Annotated in this window: 8 protein-coding genes, 1 tRNA gene, 3 rRNA genes and 1 pseudogene; 11 read left to right on the top strand and 2 right to left on the bottom strand. The window is 44.0% G+C overall.

The window, feature by feature from the left end:
• Positions 1 to 144 precede the first annotated feature (144 nt).
• On the bottom strand, positions 145 to 906 hold the full coding sequence (locus tag EGC80_RS08895) for an outer membrane protein assembly factor BamD (protein ID WP_101034270.1): 762 nt from the start codon (positions 904 to 906) through the stop codon (positions 145 to 147).
• A 134-nt stretch (positions 907 to 1,040) separates the two neighbouring features.
• Here EGC80_RS08895 and rluD point away from each other — a divergent pair, with 134 nt between their 5' ends.
• The 3 genes from rluD to clpB all read left to right on the top strand — a co-directional run bounded on the left by rluD (position 1,041) and on the right by clpB (position 5,471).
• Positions 1,041 to 2,015 (top strand): 23S rRNA pseudouridine(1911/1915/1917) synthase RluD, encoded by a 975-nt coding sequence (gene rluD, locus EGC80_RS08900; protein WP_101034271.1) that lies wholly within the window; start codon positions 1,041 to 1,043, stop codon positions 2,013 to 2,015.
• Positions 2,015 to 2,743, top strand: coding sequence for a peptidoglycan editing factor PgeF (gene pgeF, locus EGC80_RS08905; RefSeq protein ID WP_124012392.1), 729 nt, complete (start codon positions 2,015 to 2,017; stop codon positions 2,741 to 2,743). The genes rluD and pgeF overlap by 1 nt, the downstream gene beginning before the upstream one ends.
• Before the next feature lie 154 nt (positions 2,744 to 2,897).
• Positions 2,898 to 5,471: an ATP-dependent chaperone ClpB gene (gene clpB, locus EGC80_RS08910; RefSeq protein ID WP_124012391.1), complete on the top strand. Its 2,574-nt coding sequence runs from the start codon at positions 2,898 to 2,900 to the stop codon at positions 5,469 to 5,471.
• Between the two features lie 62 nt (positions 5,472 to 5,533).
• Here the strand turns inward: clpB and EGC80_RS08915 are convergent, their stop codons facing one another.
• Entirely contained in the window at positions 5,534 to 5,977 is a 444-nt protein-coding gene (locus tag EGC80_RS08915) for a DUF4124 domain-containing protein (RefSeq protein ID WP_124012390.1), read from the bottom strand.
• A 99-nt stretch (positions 5,978 to 6,076) separates the two neighbouring features.
• Between EGC80_RS08915 and pssA the strand changes: the two genes are divergently transcribed.
• The 8 genes and pseudogenes from pssA to EGC80_RS08960 all read left to right on the top strand — a co-directional run bounded on the left by pssA (position 6,077) and on the right by EGC80_RS08960 (position 17,098).
• Complete coding sequence (gene pssA / locus EGC80_RS08920; RefSeq protein ID WP_233768623.1) at positions 6,077 to 6,925, top strand: CDP-diacylglycerol--serine O-phosphatidyltransferase; 849 nt, start codon at positions 6,077 to 6,079, stop codon at positions 6,923 to 6,925.
• Positions 6,926 to 7,753: 828 nt separating this feature from the next.
• A 16S ribosomal RNA gene (locus tag EGC80_RS08925) occupies positions 7,754 to 9,296 on the top strand.
• Between the two features lie 380 nt (positions 9,297 to 9,676).
• Positions 9,677 to 12,580: ribosomal RNA gene (locus EGC80_RS08930) — 23S ribosomal RNA — on the top strand.
• 128 nt (positions 12,581 to 12,708) lie between these two features.
• A 5S ribosomal RNA gene (rrf, locus tag EGC80_RS08935) occupies positions 12,709 to 12,824 on the top strand.
• Together the 16S, 23S and 5S rRNA genes form the textbook arrangement of a ribosomal RNA operon.
• Before the next feature lie 487 nt (positions 12,825 to 13,311).
• Positions 13,312 to 14,423: pseudogene (locus tag EGC80_RS22965) on the top strand (IS3 family transposase).
• A 315-nt stretch (positions 14,424 to 14,738) separates the two neighbouring features.
• A complete protein-coding gene (dmeF, locus tag EGC80_RS08950) occupies positions 14,739 to 15,743 on the top strand; it encodes a CDF family Co(II)/Ni(II) efflux transporter DmeF (protein ID WP_124012387.1) in 1,005 nt (334 codons plus the stop codon).
• A gap of 104 nt (positions 15,744 to 15,847) precedes the next feature.
• Positions 15,848 to 15,924 (top strand) — tRNA-Trp (locus tag EGC80_RS08955).
• A gap of 187 nt (positions 15,925 to 16,111) precedes the next feature.
• Positions 16,112 to 17,098: an extracellular catalytic domain type 1 short-chain-length polyhydroxyalkanoate depolymerase gene (locus EGC80_RS08960; protein ID WP_233768624.1), complete on the top strand. Its 987-nt coding sequence runs from the start codon at positions 16,112 to 16,114 to the stop codon at positions 17,096 to 17,098.
• Positions 17,099 to 17,145: the final 47 nt, after the last annotated feature.

The raw sequence follows: 17,145 nt of genomic DNA on the forward strand, positions 1-17,145 counted from the left end.
ACTGGTGTGATAACAGCGCCAAGTAAAAAGAGTAAAATAAGTAGATATGAAATTTACTAATGCTGATGAGTCAGGTATAAAAAAACGCTCCGAGGAGCGTTTAATGCTAAATATTCGTTAACTGTCGTTGAGCTTCAATAATGACTAGTTAGTTAATATCTCATTATTTGGAAAATTTGCTTTCATCACAGCTTTAACGTTTTGTTGTAATTTTTCCTGACCTAACTCGTCATACGCTTTAGCCATTATCTCTAATGCTCTTTCAGTTAAAGGTGTTCCTGGGAACTTCTCCATGACTGATTGGGCACGAACTGCCGCTGCACTCCATGCGTTCATTTTGATATAATATTCTGCAACTTGAATAGAATATTTCGCTAAACGGTTCTTTAAGAACTGCATACGTTGTTGTGCATCAGCAGCATACTTGCTATTTGGGTACGATTTAATCAATCGGTCAAAATCTTTAAATGCATCTTGGGCATTTTTTGGGTCACGATCGGTACGATCAATATTCATTAAATCGTGAAATAAGTAATTATCTGCCTGCATATTGGTTAAACCACGCATATAATAGACGTAATCTATATTAGGATGCGTTGGATTGAGGCGTAAAAAGCGATCAATATTGGCAAGTCCTGAGGCTGCATCATCCATTTTGTAATACGCAAAAATCAAGTCTAATTGAACTTGAGTTTTGTGCGGACCAAATGGAAAACGAGAGTCCAATGCTTCAAGTGAACGGACGGCTTTAGAGTAATTACCTAATTCCATTGACGTTCGTGCTTGAGAATACAAGACGTCAGGTGATGCTTTACTGGCAACATCAACGTCTTCTGGACTGCTACTACAGGCTGTAATAGCCAGTGAAAGTAATACTAGTGCGGCAACTTTGGCAATTTTATGCATACTTGAATTCAATTCTTTTTAAGTTGTTGTTAAGATTTTTTCTATTTCACGGTAAAATCACGGTAAAATAGAAAACATCCGATTGTAACAGATAGCTCATTCACTTTGGACCCCAAAACTGGGGTACGGTTCCTATGACACAAGAGATTAATCTAAAAAGCGAGATCACAGCAACACAAACCGGTCTGAGGTTAGACCAAGCATTAGCTGGTTTGTTCCCTGACTACTCGCGCACACGCATCAAGGAATGGATCCTATCTGGTGCAATTACTATTGACGGTATCACAGTCGACAAGCCACGGGAAAAGGTTTTCGAAACTCAACAGATAGAAGTGACCGCGACTATCGAAGAAGAAGTGCGGGCAAAAGCGCAAGATATCGCCCTCAACATTATTTATGAAGATGATCATATTTTAGTGGTTAATAAGCAAGCTGGTTTGGTCGTCCATCCTGGTGCGGGTAATGCCGACGGTACATTGATGAACGCATTATTGCACCATTGTCCTGATATTGAGCATGTTCCAAGAGCTGGTATTGTCCACCGCTTAGATAAAGACACCACAGGGTTAATGGTTGTCGCTAAAACGGTTGAAGCACAAACCCATTTAGTTGCAGCTCTACAAGCTCGCGATATCGTTCGTGAATATGAAGCGATTGTATTAGGCACTATGACGGCGGGTGGTACGGTTGATGAGCCTATCGAACGTCATGCTACTCGTCGTACTCAAATGGCAGTGATCCATGGTGGTCGTCCATCGGTGACTCATTACCGTGTTGCAGAAAAGTTTCGTGCTCACACTCGTTTGCGTTTACGTTTAGAATCTGGTCGTACTCATCAAATTCGTGTTCATATGGCACATATTGGTCATGAGTTAGTGGGCGATCCGGTTTATGGTGGCCGTCCTCGTCCGCCTAAATCCGCTAGCCCAGAATTTTTTGAATTACTTAAAAGCTTTAAGCGCCAAGCTTTACACGCCGTGCGTTTAGAACTTGCTCATCCCTTCACCTGTGAGATCATGACTTGGCATGCGCCTATTCCTGATGACATGGTTGAGCTGACAAAAGCACTTCGAGTAGATACTGAGCTTCATCCGATAGTGTATTTATAATGCTCAAGCACGATTGGCCAATACCTGATAATGTCGCCATTGCGATGACTAATCGTTATGGCGGTGTCAGTTTAAGCCCTTTTGATAGTCTAAATTTAGGGCTCCATGTAGGTGATAAGCCTCAACATGTATTGGCTAATCGTGCCATTTTACGCCAACGATTGTCGTTGCCAGCTGAGCCAACTTGGCTCGAGCAAGTTCATGGTACTAACGTTGTTGATGTACAAACATTGATACCAGGTAGCGCTATAGCATTAGCGGATGGCAGTTACAGTAATCAGTTTGGCCATGTTTGCACGGTAATGACCGCCGATTGTTTACCCATATTGTTGTGCAATCAACAAGGCAGTGAAGTAGCCGCTGTTCATGCTGGATGGCGAGGTTTGTGTGAGGGCGTTATCGAGCAGGCATTGGCGATGTTTCATTCTCCACCGTCAAGTTTGATCGCATACTTAGGGCCTGCAATTGGCCCTTCTGCCTTTGAGGTTGGCAGTGAGGTGCGTGATGCTTTTATCAATAAAGACCCACAAGCTTCAATGCACTTTGTTGGCCACAACAGCAAGTATTTAGGCGATTTGGTCGGATTAGCAAGGTTGCGTTTGTCTGCAGCTGGTGTAATTCAAACCTATAGTGCTGATGTGTGTACCTTTACCGATCCTGATTACTTTTCTTATCGTCGCAACAAACAAACGGGTCGAATGGCTTCGCTAATCTGGCTTAAGGCCTAAATTTTGTTATGGCGCTCAAAAAAACAACAATTTTTTGATCTAGGTTATGTTTTAAGCTTGAATTTACATTAAATGCCCCCCATCTTTAAGTTAACAAATTATTCATTTCTGAATTAATTTCCCGTTATATTAGTATCAGATCCTAGGAGATTGTATGAGACTCGATCGTATGACTAATAAGTTTCAAATTGCCATTTCTGATGCCCAATCACTAGCATTGGGACGCGATCATCAATTTATTGAACCTCTTCATTTAATGATGGCGCTATTAAATCAAGATTCTGGTTCTATTCATTCTTTACTCACCCAAGCGGGTATTCGCGTAAGCGCACTTCGCTCAGCTATTAGTCAAGAGTTAGAGCGTTTACCGCAAGTTGAAGGTACTGGTGGTGATGTTCAGCTGTCACAGGGATTAATTCGTTTACTGAATCTGTGTGACAAACTGGCTCAAAAGCGTAAAGATAAATTCATTTCATCGGAATTGTTTGTCTTGGCCGGATTGGAAAATAATGATCCCCTTGCCAAAGCATTAAAAGACTCTGGTGCAAGTAAAGAATTAATGGAGAAAACCATCGAGGACATGCGTGGCGGACAGAAAGTCGATGATCCCAATGCTGAAGATCAACGCCAAGCATTGAAAAAATTTACCGTTGATTTAACTGAGCGCGCTGAGCAAGGTAAATTAGACCCTGTTATTGGTCGTGATGAAGAGATCCGTCGCACTATTCAAGTATTACAACGCCGCACTAAAAATAACCCAGTACTTATTGGTGAGCCAGGTGTGGGTAAAACCGCCATTGTTGAAGGGTTAGCGCAACGTATTATCAATGGTGAAGTCCCTGAAGGGATTAAAAATAAGCGGGTATTATCATTAGACATGGGCTCGTTAATTGCGGGAGCCAAATACCGCGGTGAGTTTGAGGAGCGTTTAAAAGCGGTCTTAAATGAGCTATCCCAAGAAGAAGGCCGAGTCATCTTATTCATTGATGAGTTACACACTATGGTGGGAGCCGGTAAAGGCGAGGGCGCGATGGATGCCGGTAATATGCTTAAACCCGCGTTGGCTCGTGGTGACTTGCATTGTGTCGGGGCCACAACACTCGATGAATACCGACAATATATTGAGAAAGATGCCGCACTAGAACGTCGCTTTCAAAAAGTGATTGTAGATGAGCCCAGTGTTGAAGACACGATTGCCATTTTACGTGGTTTAAAAGAGCGTTACGAATTACATCACCATGTTGAGATTACCGATCCTGCTATTGTGGCCGCCGCTACGATGTCGCATCGTTATATTTCAGATAGAAAATTGCCTGATAAAGCCATCGATTTAATTGATGAAGCAGCGTCTAGTATCAGGATGCAAATTGACTCTAAGCCAGAAGCGCTAGATCGATTAGAACGTCGTGCGATTCAGCTTAAGTTAGAAGAACAAGCGTTAAGTAAAGAGTCCGATGAAGCCAGTCGTAAACGTCTTGATTTTTTACAACATGAATTGAGAGATGTTGAAAGTAAAGCGGCTGAGATGAATGAAATTTGGCATACCGAAAAAGCCGCATTGGCAGGCACACAGCACATTAAGGCCGATCTCGAACAAGCGAGAATGGACTTGGAAGTGGCTCGACGCGCCGGTGACTTAACTCGAATGTCAGAATTGCAATATGGGCGTATTCCTGAGCTTGAAAAACAGTTGGATTTAGCATCACAAGCTGAAATGCAAGATATGACATTGCTGCGTAATAAAGTTACTGATGTTGAAATTGCTGAAGTGCTATCAAAAGCCACCGGTATTCCGGTGTCAAAAATGCTTGAAGGTGAACGAGAAAAACTGTTACACATGGAGGATGCACTCCACCAACGTGTCATCGGTCAAAATGAAGCCGTTGATGCAGTATCGAATGCTATTCGTCGTAGTCGTGCTGGTCTTGCCGATCCTCAACGTCCAATCGGTTCATTTTTATTCCTTGGACCGACAGGTGTCGGTAAAACTGAGCTGTGTAAGGCGTTAGCTAAATTTTTATTCGATAGCGAATCCGCTTTGGTACGTATCGACATGTCTGAGTTTATGGAAAAACACACTGTGTCGCGTCTAGTCGGGGCTCCTCCCGGTTATGTTGGCTATGAAGAAGGCGGATATTTAACCGAAACGGTACGTCGTAAACCTTACTCTGTCATTTTGTTAGACGAAGTTGAGAAGGCGCATCCGGATGTATTTAATGTATTACTGCAAGTGTTAGATGATGGTCGCTTAACCGATGGTCAAGGTAGAACGGTCGATTTTAAAAACACTGTGATTATTATGACCTCAAACCTTGGGTCAGATATTATCCAAGAGGGCTTTGGTCATACGACATATGAGGAGATGAAAGCCGGGGTTATGAATGTTGTGACGCAAAGTTTCCGTCCCGAGTTTTTAAATCGAATCGATGAGTCTGTGGTATTCCATCCCTTAGACGCTGCAAACATCAAGCATATTGCCAGTATTCAATTTGAGTTGCTGCGCAAACGTTTGATTGAAAAGGAGTTCGATATTGAATTGTCTGATGCGGCATTATCATTAATCGCTGAAGCTGGATTCGATCCTGTTTATGGTGCAAGGCCGTTAAAACGAGCATTACAACAAGAAGTAGAGAATCCATTAGCTCAAAAATTACTTCGGGGTCAATTGCTACCGGGTAAAATGATTAAAGTCATAGTGGAAGATGGCAAGCTAGCATTTATTCAATAATGTTATTGAGAATTATTAGATGACATCGGCATAAAAAAGGGAGCATCAGCTCCCTTTTTCTATTATTTACTCTGACAAAATAAGCTAACTCGTTCGGTATTTTCAGCAATTGCAGCTTGCCTTTGCTCTTCTGTCATTACGACCGACTCGCCAGTATCTTTATTTTGCTGATTTAATTTGCTGTGACTCTTTAACACATTAAGGCTGTGCTTAGCACTTTCACAGATATCTTTGGCCTGTTGCTTATCTTTTTCATTAATGATTTTTGCCGATCGTTCTAATTCAGACTCCACTTTAGTTGAGACCTTTTTTTGTGGGGTGTGAGTTCCAATTTTCGATGGTTCTATATCTTCACTATAAATCTTGCGAGCATCTACACTCAAGGGTTGTTGCTGGCTGTAATGTACAACACCAGCAGTATCGACCCAAGTGTAAATCGCCGCCGCTAGTGTGGATGTACTAAATGCTAACGTGGCCAAACCAATCACTATCCGCATAATTCTCATGTGAGTATCCTAGAGCTAATTGACGTTATGCTTGAATGTTTCAAAATATGCTATCTTTGAGTATAAATTCAACATCTAAAACGGTAATGATTGAAGTGTATGCAAAAATCGCCTGATCACCCAGTAAAAAATAAAGGTATTTACCTATTACCTAACTTATTTACAACAGCAGGATTGTTTTCTGGTTTCTATGCTGTCATTTCATCAATGAACGGCCACTTTGAGTCTGCTGCAATTGCTATCTTTATTGCCATGATTTGTGATGGACTTGATGGCAGAGTCGCAAGGCTTACCAATACACAAAGTGATTTCGGAGCTGAATATGACAGTATGGCCGATATGGTTTCATTTGGCATGGCGCCAGCCATTCTTGCCTACAACTGGGCCCTGCAGGATTTAGGTAAAATCGGCTGGTTAGCTGCATTTATCTATTGTGCATGTGCAGCATTAAGATTAGCTCGATTTAACACTCAAGTGGGTGTGGCGGATAAACGATTTTTTCAAGGGCTTGCAAGTCCTGCAGCTGCTGCATTAATTGCTGGGAGTATTTGGAGCGGCACTAAATATGAAGTCGACCCTACAGATATTAGCTATATAGTGGCAATCATCACTGCGTTAACGGGTTTACTGATGGTGAGTAATTTCCGTTATCATTCCTTTAAGGAAGTAGACTGGCGGGGGAAAGTGAATTTCATTGTTATGTTATTGCTGGTAGGGGTCTTCGTTATTATCTCTGTAGAACCTGCAATCATACTTTGTCTTGGTTTCTATATATATGCACTCTCTGGACCCGTGATCACTATCAAAACGATTAAGAAGCTAAAAGTAGAACACATAATGGGTGATGAACCGATAAGCAAAAAAACCACTCAGTCTGATAACCATAGCCATTCATCTTCCCATTCAGCACCAACTGATAAAGTACAACAAAAAGATGATGTCCAATAAGACCTGCTATTAATGGAGCCTCATTGCTTTAAGCTCTGTTAAGTCCACCTCTAACTTCCAACTAGTCTTCTTTGATTGCTTAATGATGCCTACTTAGCAGTAGGCATCTTTCATTTTAATATGATCTAATCGCCATTTGTGTTTTCATTCAGCAAATTTGTACTATAGTTAGTTTCCCTTTTATTGTTTCTTGTATGAGTAAACAAACAAGAACAAACAATAAAAGGACTAATTAAGTTATGAATTGATAGGTTTTGATGTGATTTTAATCGTTTTAACATCGCTTTGTTTGAATTGTGTTCGGTTAGGCGTTGTTTTGATAAATCCATTGAAAAAGGGCTTGCGCTAAATCTTGTATTGCCTATAATGCGCATCCATTGACACGGCAGACAGCGAAAGCAGTCACCGAGTTAGGTTGAATTAAGTGGTTCAAAACACTGAGTTCAAGGCGAAAAGAAAGTTTGAAAAAACACTTGACGCGAAACGGGAAATGCGTAAAATACGCACCCCAAGCCAACGACCTAGCGTCAACGACCTAGCGTCAACGGCCGCTGAATGAAAAATCGAAAGATGTTCATGTTAGCAACGTTCTTTAACAATCTAAACAAGAAATCTGTGTGGACATTCACAGGTATTGAGTTATTCGAAATTGTCTTCTGTTCTTCGGAATGTTGGCAATCAAAAAATTTCAACTCAATGCAACGATGAGTGTTCATAGTAATATGTACAAACATTATTTAGATTCTTCCGAGTCTAATTAATGAAATCAGAATTCATTGAGCCGAAAGCGTCGTTCTTACTTGTAAGAATGGGGTTTTCAAAAAACTTTAATTGAAGAGTTTGATCATGGCTCAGGTTGAACGCTGGCGGCAGGCCTAACACATGCAAGTCGAGCGGTAACACAAGGGAGCTTGCTCCTGAGGTGACGAGCGGCGGACGGGTGAGTAATGCCTAGGGATCTGCCCAGTCGAGGGGGATAACAGTTGGAAACGACTGCTAATACCGCATACGCCCTACGGGGGAAAGGAGGGGACCTTCGGGCCTTCCGCGACAGGATGAACCTAGGTGGGATTAGCTAGTTGGTGAGGTAATGGCTCACCAAGGCGACGATCCCTAGCTGTTCTGAGAGGATGATCAGCCACACTGGGACTGAGACACGGCCCAGACTCCTACGGGAGGCAGCAGTGGGGAATATTGCACAATGGGGGAAACCCTGATGCAGCCATGCCGCGTGTGTGAAGAAGGCCTTCGGGTTGTAAAGCACTTTCAGTAGGGAGGAAAGGTAGCGTGTTAATAGCCCGTTACTGTGACGTTACCTACAGAAGAAGGACCGGCTAACTCCGTGCCAGCAGCCGCGGTAATACGGAGGGTCCGAGCGTTAATCGGAATTACTGGGCGTAAAGCGTGCGCAGGCGGTTTGTTAAGCCAGATGTGAAATCCCCGGGCTCAACCTGGGAATTGCATTTGGAACTGGCGAACTAGAGTCTTGTAGAGGGGGGTAGAATTCCAGGTGTAGCGGTGAAATGCGTAGATATCTGGAGGAATACCGGTGGCGAAGGCGGCCCCCTGGACAAAGACTGACGCTCATGCACGAAAGCGTGGGGAGCAAACAGGATTAGATACCCTGGTAGTCCACGCCGTAAACGATGTCTACTCGGAGTTTGGTGACTTAGTCACTGGGCTCCCAAGCTAACGCATTAAGTAGACCGCCTGGGGAGTACGGCCGCAAGGTTAAAACTCAAATGAATTGACGGGGGCCCGCACAAGCGGTGGAGCATGTGGTTTAATTCGATGCAACGCGAAGAACCTTACCTACTCTTGACATCCACAGAAGAGACCAGAGATGGACTTGTGCCTTCGGGAACTGTGAGACAGGTGCTGCATGGCTGTCGTCAGCTCGTGTTGTGAAATGTTGGGTTAAGTCCCGCAACGAGCGCAACCCCTATCCTTATTTGCCAGCGCGTAATGGCGGGAACTCTAGGGAGACTGCCGGTGATAAACCGGAGGAAGGTGGGGACGACGTCAAGTCATCATGGCCCTTACGAGTGGGGCTACACACGTGCTACAATGGCAAGTACAGAGGGTTGCAAAGCCGCGAGGTGGAGCTAATCTCACAAAGCTTGTCGTAGTCCGGATCGGAGTCTGCAACTCGACTCCGTGAAGTCGGAATCGCTAGTAATCGTGGATCAGAATGCCACGGTGAATACGTTCCCGGGCCTTGTACACACCGCCCGTCACACCATGGGAGTGGGCTGCAAAAGAAGTGGGTAGTTTAACCTTCGGGAGAACGCTCACCACTTTGTGGTTCATGACTGGGGTGAAGTCGTAACAAGGTAGCCCTAGGGGAACCTGGGGCTGGATCACCTCCTTACCTATACGACTAACTCAATACCTAAAGTGCAGCGATGCATGTGAGTGTTCACACAGATTACTTGTTAACTTCTTCGGAAGTAGAGTGAAACACGCCGCCAGCCGGCTAGTGTTGTTCTTTAACAATTTGGAAAGCTGATAGTACTAACTAAAGGCGCATGAATGACGATTCGTTGTCGTTTGTGTGATTACGTTAGTGCGAAAAATAATACTAATGCGAAAGCATTAGTATCTTGAGTTCTCAACACACTGTTTAAGTGTCTTGAATATTCTAAAAAACTAAGGCGAGTCCACTTCCTACCCGGAGGTGAGACAAGTAAAAACCAGCTGGTCATGATATGACTCAGAGGTTCACGCAAGTGAAACTCATTTGGGTTGTATGGTTAAGTGACCAAGCGTATACGGTGGATGCCTTGGCAGTCAGAGGCGATGAAGGACGTAATAACTTGCGAAAAGCGTTGGCGAGCTAGTAATAAGCATTTGAGTTAACGATATCCGAATGGGGAAACCCGGCCACATAAGTGGTCATCATAACGTGAATACATAGCGTTATGAGGCGAACCTGGGGAACTGAAACATCTAAGTACCCAGAGGAAAAGAAATCAACCGAGATTCCCCTAGTAGCGGCGAGCGAACGGGGATTAGCCCTTAAGTCTATGGGGTGTTAGTGGAATGTGTTGGAAAGCACAGCGGCACAGGGTGATAGCCCCGTACATGAAAACTAACCGTAGATGAAAACGAGTAAGGCGGGACACGTGACATCCTGTTTGAATATGGGGGGACCATCCTCCAAGGCTAAATACTCCTGACTGACCGATAGTGAACCAGTACCGTGAGGGAAAGGCGAAAAGAACCCCTGTGAGGGGAGTGAAATAGAACCTGAAACCGTGTACGTACAAGCAGTGGGAGCGGTTCTTGAGACCGTGACTGCGTACCTTTTGTATAATGGGTCAGCGACTTACATTTTGTAGCGAGGTTAAGCGAATAGCGGAGCCGTAGGGAAACCGAGTGTTAACTGCGCGTTTAGTTGCAAGGTGTAGACCCGAAACCGAGTGATCTAGCCATGGGCAGGTTGAAGGTTGAGTAACATCAACTGGAGGACCGAACCGACTTATGTTGAAAAATGAGCGGATGACTTGTGGCTGGGGGTGAAAGGCCAATCAAACTCGGAGATATCTGGTTCTCCTCGAAAGCTATTTAGGTAGCGCCTCGAGCGAATACCATTGGGGGTAGAGCACTGTTAAGGCTAGGGGGTCATCCCGACTTACCAACCCTTTGCAAACTCCGAATACCAATGAGTACTACTCGGGAGACAGACAGCGGGTGCTAACGTCCGTTGTCAAAAGGGAAACAACCCAGACCGTCAGCTAAGGTCCCAAAGTGTATGTTAAGTGGGAAACGATGTGGGAAGGCTCAGACAGCTAGGATGTTGGCTTAGAAGCAGCCATCATTTAAAGAAAGCGTAATAGCTCACTAGTCGAGTCGGCCTGCGCGGAAGATTTAACGGGGCTAAACATACCACCGAAGCTACGGGTGCATTTCATTAGAAGTGCGCGGTAGAGGAGCGTTCTGTAAGCGGTTGAAGGTGAAGGGGTAACCCACACTGGACGTATCAGAAGTGCGAATGCTGACATGAGTAACGATAAAGGGAGTGAAAAACTCCCTCGCCGAAAGACCAAGGGTTCCTGTCCAACGTTAATCGGGGCAGGGTGAGTCGACCCCTAAGGTGAGGCCGAAAGGCGTAATCGATGGGAAACAGATTAATATTTCTGTACCTTCACTAACTGCGATGGAGAGACGGAGAAGGCTAGGCTAGCGCGGCGTTGGTAGTCCGCGTTTAAGGTGGTAGGTTGTATTCTTAGGCAAATCCGGGGATACGCATTCAATTGCAAGACTGAGGACTGATGACGAGTCACTAAGGTGATGAAGTAGTTGATGCCATACTTCCAGGAAAATCTTCTAAGCTTCAGGTTAGTGGGGATCGTACCCCAAACCGACACAGGTGGTCGGGTAGAGAATACCAAGGCGCTTGAGAGAACTCGGCTGAAGGAACTAGGCAAAATGGTACCGTAACTTCGGGAGAAGGTACGCTGCCGACGGTGATAGGACTTGCTCCTTAAGCTGTTGGCAGTCGCAGATACCAGGTGGCTGCAACTGTTTATCAAAAACACAGTACTGTGCAAAATCGCAAGATGACGTATACGGTATGACGCCTGCCCGGTGCCGGAAGGTTAATTGATTGGGTTATCTTCGGAGAAGCTCATGATCGAAGCCCCGGTAAACGGCGGCCGTAACTATAACGGTCCTAAGGTAGCGAAATTCCTTGTCGGGTAAGTTCCGACCTGCACGAATGGCGTAATGATGGCCACGCTGTCTCCAGCCGAGACTCAGTGAAGTTGAAATTGCGGTGAAGATGCCGTATACCCGCGGCTAGACGGAAAGACCCCGTGAACCTTTACTATAGCTTGGCACTGAACATTGAACCTACATGTGTAGGATAGGTGGGAGACTTTGAAGCTTGGACGCTAGTCTGAGTGGAGTCAATCTTGAAATACCACCCTTGTAGTTTTGATGTTCTAACCGCGGCCCCTAATCGGGGTTCGGGACAGTGCCTGGTGGGTAGTTTGACTGGGGCGGTCTCCTCCCAAAGAGTAACGGAGGAGCACGAAGGTTGGCTAAGTACGGTCGGACATCGTACGGTTAGTGCAATGGCATAAGCCAGCTTAACTGCGAGACATACACGTCGAGCAGGTACGAAAGTAGGTCATAGTGATCCGGTGGTTCTGAATGGAAGGGCCATCGCTCAACGGATAAAAGGTACTCCGGGGATAACAGGCTGATACCGCCCAAGAGTTCATATCGACGGCGGTGTTTGGCACCTCGATGTCGGCTCATCACATCCTGGGGCTGAAGTCGGTCCCAAGGGTATGGCTGTTCGCCATTTAAAGTGGTACGCGAGCTGGGTTCAGAACGTCGTGAGACAGTTCGGTCCCTATCTGCCGTGGGCGTTGGATGATTGAAGGGAGCTGCTCCTAGTACGAGAGGACCGGAGTGGACGAACCGCTGGTGTTCGGGTTGTCATGCCAATGGCATTGCCCGGTAGCTACGTTCGGGATCGATAACCGCTGAAAGCATCTAAGCGGGAAGCGAGCCCTAAGATGAGTCATCCCTAGAGCTTTAAGCTCTCTAAAGGGCCGTAGGAGACTACTACGTTGATAGGCAAGGTGTGTAAGCGTTGTGAGGCGTTGAGCTAACTTGTACTAATGACCCGTGAGGCTTAACCATACAACCCAGATGGGTTTTACTGACCTTAGTGTTAGAATAGAGCGCTTAAACAGTGTTTTGCAGACTCAAAAAAATCAGCTTTCCGAATTATTATTTACGGCCTTAAAGGCGGTAGATATGCAAATTTGTCTGGAAACCATAGCATTGTGGCACCACCTGATCCCATTCCGAACTCAGAAGTGAAACGCAATCGCGCCGATGGTAGTTTGGGGTCTCCCCATGCGAGAGTAGGTCATTTCCAGGCGCCTAATTTACTCGAAAGAGTAGTGAAACAGCCCGCTATTATATAGCGGGCTTTTTTACGTCTGTTATTTAACAGCTTCGCTGCTAGGGCGGACTGCGTCCTGCTAGTATCGCTTCGCTGCTAGTATCGCTTCGCTGCTAGTATTGCTTCGCTGCTAGTATCGCTTCGCTGCTAGTATCGCTTCGCTGCTAGTATCGCTTCGCTGCTAGTATCGCTTCGCTGCTAGGGCGGACTGCGTCCTGCTAGTATCGCTTCGCTGCTAGTATTGCTTCGCTGCTAGTATCGCTTCGCTGCTAGTATCGCTTCGCTGCTAGTATCGCTTCGCTGCTAGTATCGCTTCGCTGCTAGTATCGCTTCGCTGCTAGTATCGCTTCGCTGCTAGTATCGCTTCGCTGCTAGTATCGCTTCGCTGCTAGGGTATTGTGGCTTAATGAATCTGTACACCGATTGAGGTAAACTCCCCTTAAAACAAAACGGTGTAAAAAGTATGAAAACTCAACCAACTTACTCAACAGAATTTAAAATAGATGCTGCAAACCTCGTTATTAAACAAGGTTACACTACGAGTGAAGCTCCCAAGGCTACAGGGGCAGGTCCAACAGCGATTAGACGTTGGGTGACTCAACTTAGACAAGAATTTGAAGGTATTACCCCATCATCTCATGCCATCACTCCTGAGCAAAAACGAATTCAAGAGCTTGAAGCGCAAATTAAGAAGATTGAATGGGAGAAAGACATCCTAAAAAAGGCTACCGCTCTCTTAATGCAAGACAACATCAAACGATAGCGTTAATTGAATCGTTATCGAGAGAGCAGAACATCGTCAAACAGCTTTGCCATTTATTTGAAATACCGCGAAGCAGCTATCATTACCATCTCAAACACCGTGGGTTAGTGAAACCTGAGCGTGAAAAATTGCGCCAGCAAGCAATTGCAATCCACCGTGATAGTCGTGGCTCTGCAGGGGCAAGAACGATAGCAGGTCAGCTTAATCAACTGGGTGAAAATGTTGGCCGTTATAAGGCCGCGAGTTTAATGAGAGATGCAGGGCTAATTAGTAATCAACCCAGAAAGCATCGTTACAAGATAGCAAATGATGAATCTAAAATAGCCCCTAATTTGTTAAAGCGGCAGTTTAACGTTGAAGCAATAAATCAGGTTTGGTGTGGTGATGTGACCTATGTTTGGTCTGGAACGAAATGGCTCTATTTAGCGGTGGTAATGGATTTATACGCGAGAAAGATAGTGGGTTGGGCGTGCTCTGACAGTCCTAATACCGATTTGACTTGTGCAGCATTAAGAATGGCATTTGAAAACCGTGGGCGTCCTAGAAACCTAGTGTTTCATTCTGACCTGAGTTGTCACTACACTAGCCTTCTGTGGAAATATCAGATAACTCGATGTATGAGCCGACGAGGAAACTGCTGGGGGAACGTTTTTTAGAAGCTTTAAAATAGAATGGATGCTAAGTATGGCTTCAATAGTTTTGATGAAACGAAGCATGATGTGCTGAATGATATACAGAAGCACTACGATACAAAACGAGGTCATAGTTATAACAATTATATGGCTCCAACAGCAACCGAAATGGCAGCATAAAAACGCCTGTTTGTGTACAGTTTTAGTTGACCACATTAGTTTGTGTACAGATTTAGATGACCCTGACTACTTCCTGCTAGAGACAGTTCCTCGACAGAGCCATTTGGTCACTTTCTTACGCCTATTAAAGTACAAAATACTAGATGAAAACGATTTTATTGCTTATCTTTTTAGTAAAAGGGGGATTATCAATAACAATAACGATTACTATTGTTATTTATGCTACAGGTGTATCACTTTCTATGGTTTGGGCTTGATAATTAATAGTAAATACATAAATAATGGAGTCTTAATTTCTCCTTCATAAATGCTGATATGACTCCTCAATCTCATCCTATAAAGCAATGGCAACATCATCATCAATTTAGTCATAATAACTCTGATGGTGAGCGAAATACTCTTTATGTTCTTATATTAACGATCATTACTATGTTAGCCGAGATTATTGCCGGCTCAATTTATGGATCTATGGCACTATTGGCCGATGGTTGGCATATGGGAACACATGCCGCAGCGTTCATGATCACCTTATTCGCGTATCGATACTCCCGTAAAAATGCTGATAATCCGAAATTTGCTTTTGGTACTGGGAAGGTGAGTGTATTAGGTGGTTTTACCAGTGCAATTGCTTTAGGTATGGTTGCGTTGATAATGTTGATTGAGTCTTTAGTTAGAATAATTAATCCAGAACAAATCTATTTTAACCAAGCTATCTTTGTTGCCTTTATTGGTCTTACAGTCAATATTGTCAGTGTATTTTTATTGAAAGATCATCATACCCATGATCATGATCATCATCACGCTGAACATGAACATGAACATGAACATGAACATGAACATGAACATAAAAGTCAGCCAAAACCTCATCATGACCATAATTTAAGAGCTGCATATTTCCATGTTCTTGCAGATGCTTTAACGTCAGTATTAGCTATAGTGGCGTTAGTCTTTGGTAAGTATATGGGACTCACTTTCTTAGATCCTGTAATGGGGATTGTCGGTGCGGTGATTATTACTCGTTGGGCATGGGGATTAATGAAACAAACTAGTCCAATCTTGCTTGATGGTTCAATATCATTACATCAGAAATCGCAAATTAAGCAATTTCTTGAACATGATGGTGTTATTGTTACCGACCTTCATATCTGGAAGGTCAGTGCTGAGCATTATGCTGCCATTGTTTCGATTTTGGTTCACAATGACATCAACGCTGTGCAAATAAAGCAACAACTTGAGCGTAAGTTTTCGCAGCTTAGCCATGTCACCGTTGAAATTAACCAATGTCTAGAACCAACATGTAACAACATCATCGACTCATAAACCAGTTAGAATGGCTAACTTGCCTGAAAAAACTGCAATTGAACGGTTTATTTAAAAAAGTACTTTACCTTTGGAGGGGGTTTTAGCATAATGCCCTCGTCAACAGGGGTGTAGTTCCAATTGGTAGAACAGCGGTCTCCAAAACCGATGGTTGCGAGTTCGAGTCTTGCCACCCCTGCCAAATTTAGAAGGCCTAGCAGAAATGCTAGGCCTTTGTCGTTTCTAATATACCCGTTTTCTAAACCTCTTTTCCCATTCCACTCGTATTATCCCGACCACACCGTTTAGAGTCATTCCAATATAATCTTTCTCCTATGTGGATCTAAAGTGCCATTGCAGTTTGCAGTAAAATTCAGCAAGTTATGATTATGACGAATTTGGATATTGCTGAAATGAGAAATAAAAAATACGGTCTAACTATGCAGCTTCTTGCTCTGTGTTGGACCTTTTGGATGCTACCTGTTCAAGCCGCTGAGATGCCCTATGTCCCGCTAACAAGTTTTGGAGATAACCCTGGAGCCCTAACAAGTTTTTATCTCCCGGTTAGTGAAAACTTGAATGTTCCGCGTACTGGTAATGCTTCTTTGATTGTCTTACTTCATGGCTGTATTCAAGATGGCGTGGAACTGGCTAATAAAAGTGGATTGACATCTTTAGCATTGGAAAATAATTTTGCGGTTTTAGTTCCACAACAAAGTTATCAAAATAATGTGAAACGTTGTTTTAACTGGTTTGCGAGTCAAGATACACAGCTTGATAGTGGCGAAATGCTGTCAATAAAAAATATGATTCTGGCTACTCAAGAGAAATTAGCTACAAAGCACGTATATGTGATCGGACTGTCTGCTGGCGGCGCTATGGCTAGTGCGGCACTCGTCAATTACCCAGACTTATTTCAAGGCGGCGCTGTTATTGCTGGGTTGCCATATCCTTGTGCCGATAATCTTATCAAAGCGATATCTTGTATGAAAGAAGGTCCGTCACAATCGGTTGAGGAATTAGCTCAATTCGCCAAAGCAATACATCCACTGCAAACTCACTGGCCTTCATTAAGCATTTGGACAGGAGACAGTGACAATGTCGTCAACGCTAATAATGCGCAAATGTTAGCTTTTCAGTGGCAAATATTGACTCAATCTGACACTAACCCAACTGTCACAAATGAAGCTGGCTACAGTATTTCTCGGTGGAAAAATGCTCAAAATAAGGCGTTAATAGAACTTATCACCATCAAAGATTTCGGACACGGAATTGCTGTCAATCCAGATATTAAACATGGTGGAGAAGAGAGTGACTTTCTACTCAGAGCGCCAATAAGTAGCGTTACTGAGATCATTAAGCTTTGGGGAGTTTAATTAAGGTATCTTGATAACTTTATGTTTTTAATATGTATTAGCTTAAT

Source organism: Shewanella psychromarinicola (assembly GCF_003855155.1).
GTDB lineage: Bacteria > Pseudomonadota > Gammaproteobacteria > Enterobacterales > Shewanellaceae > Shewanella > Shewanella psychromarinicola.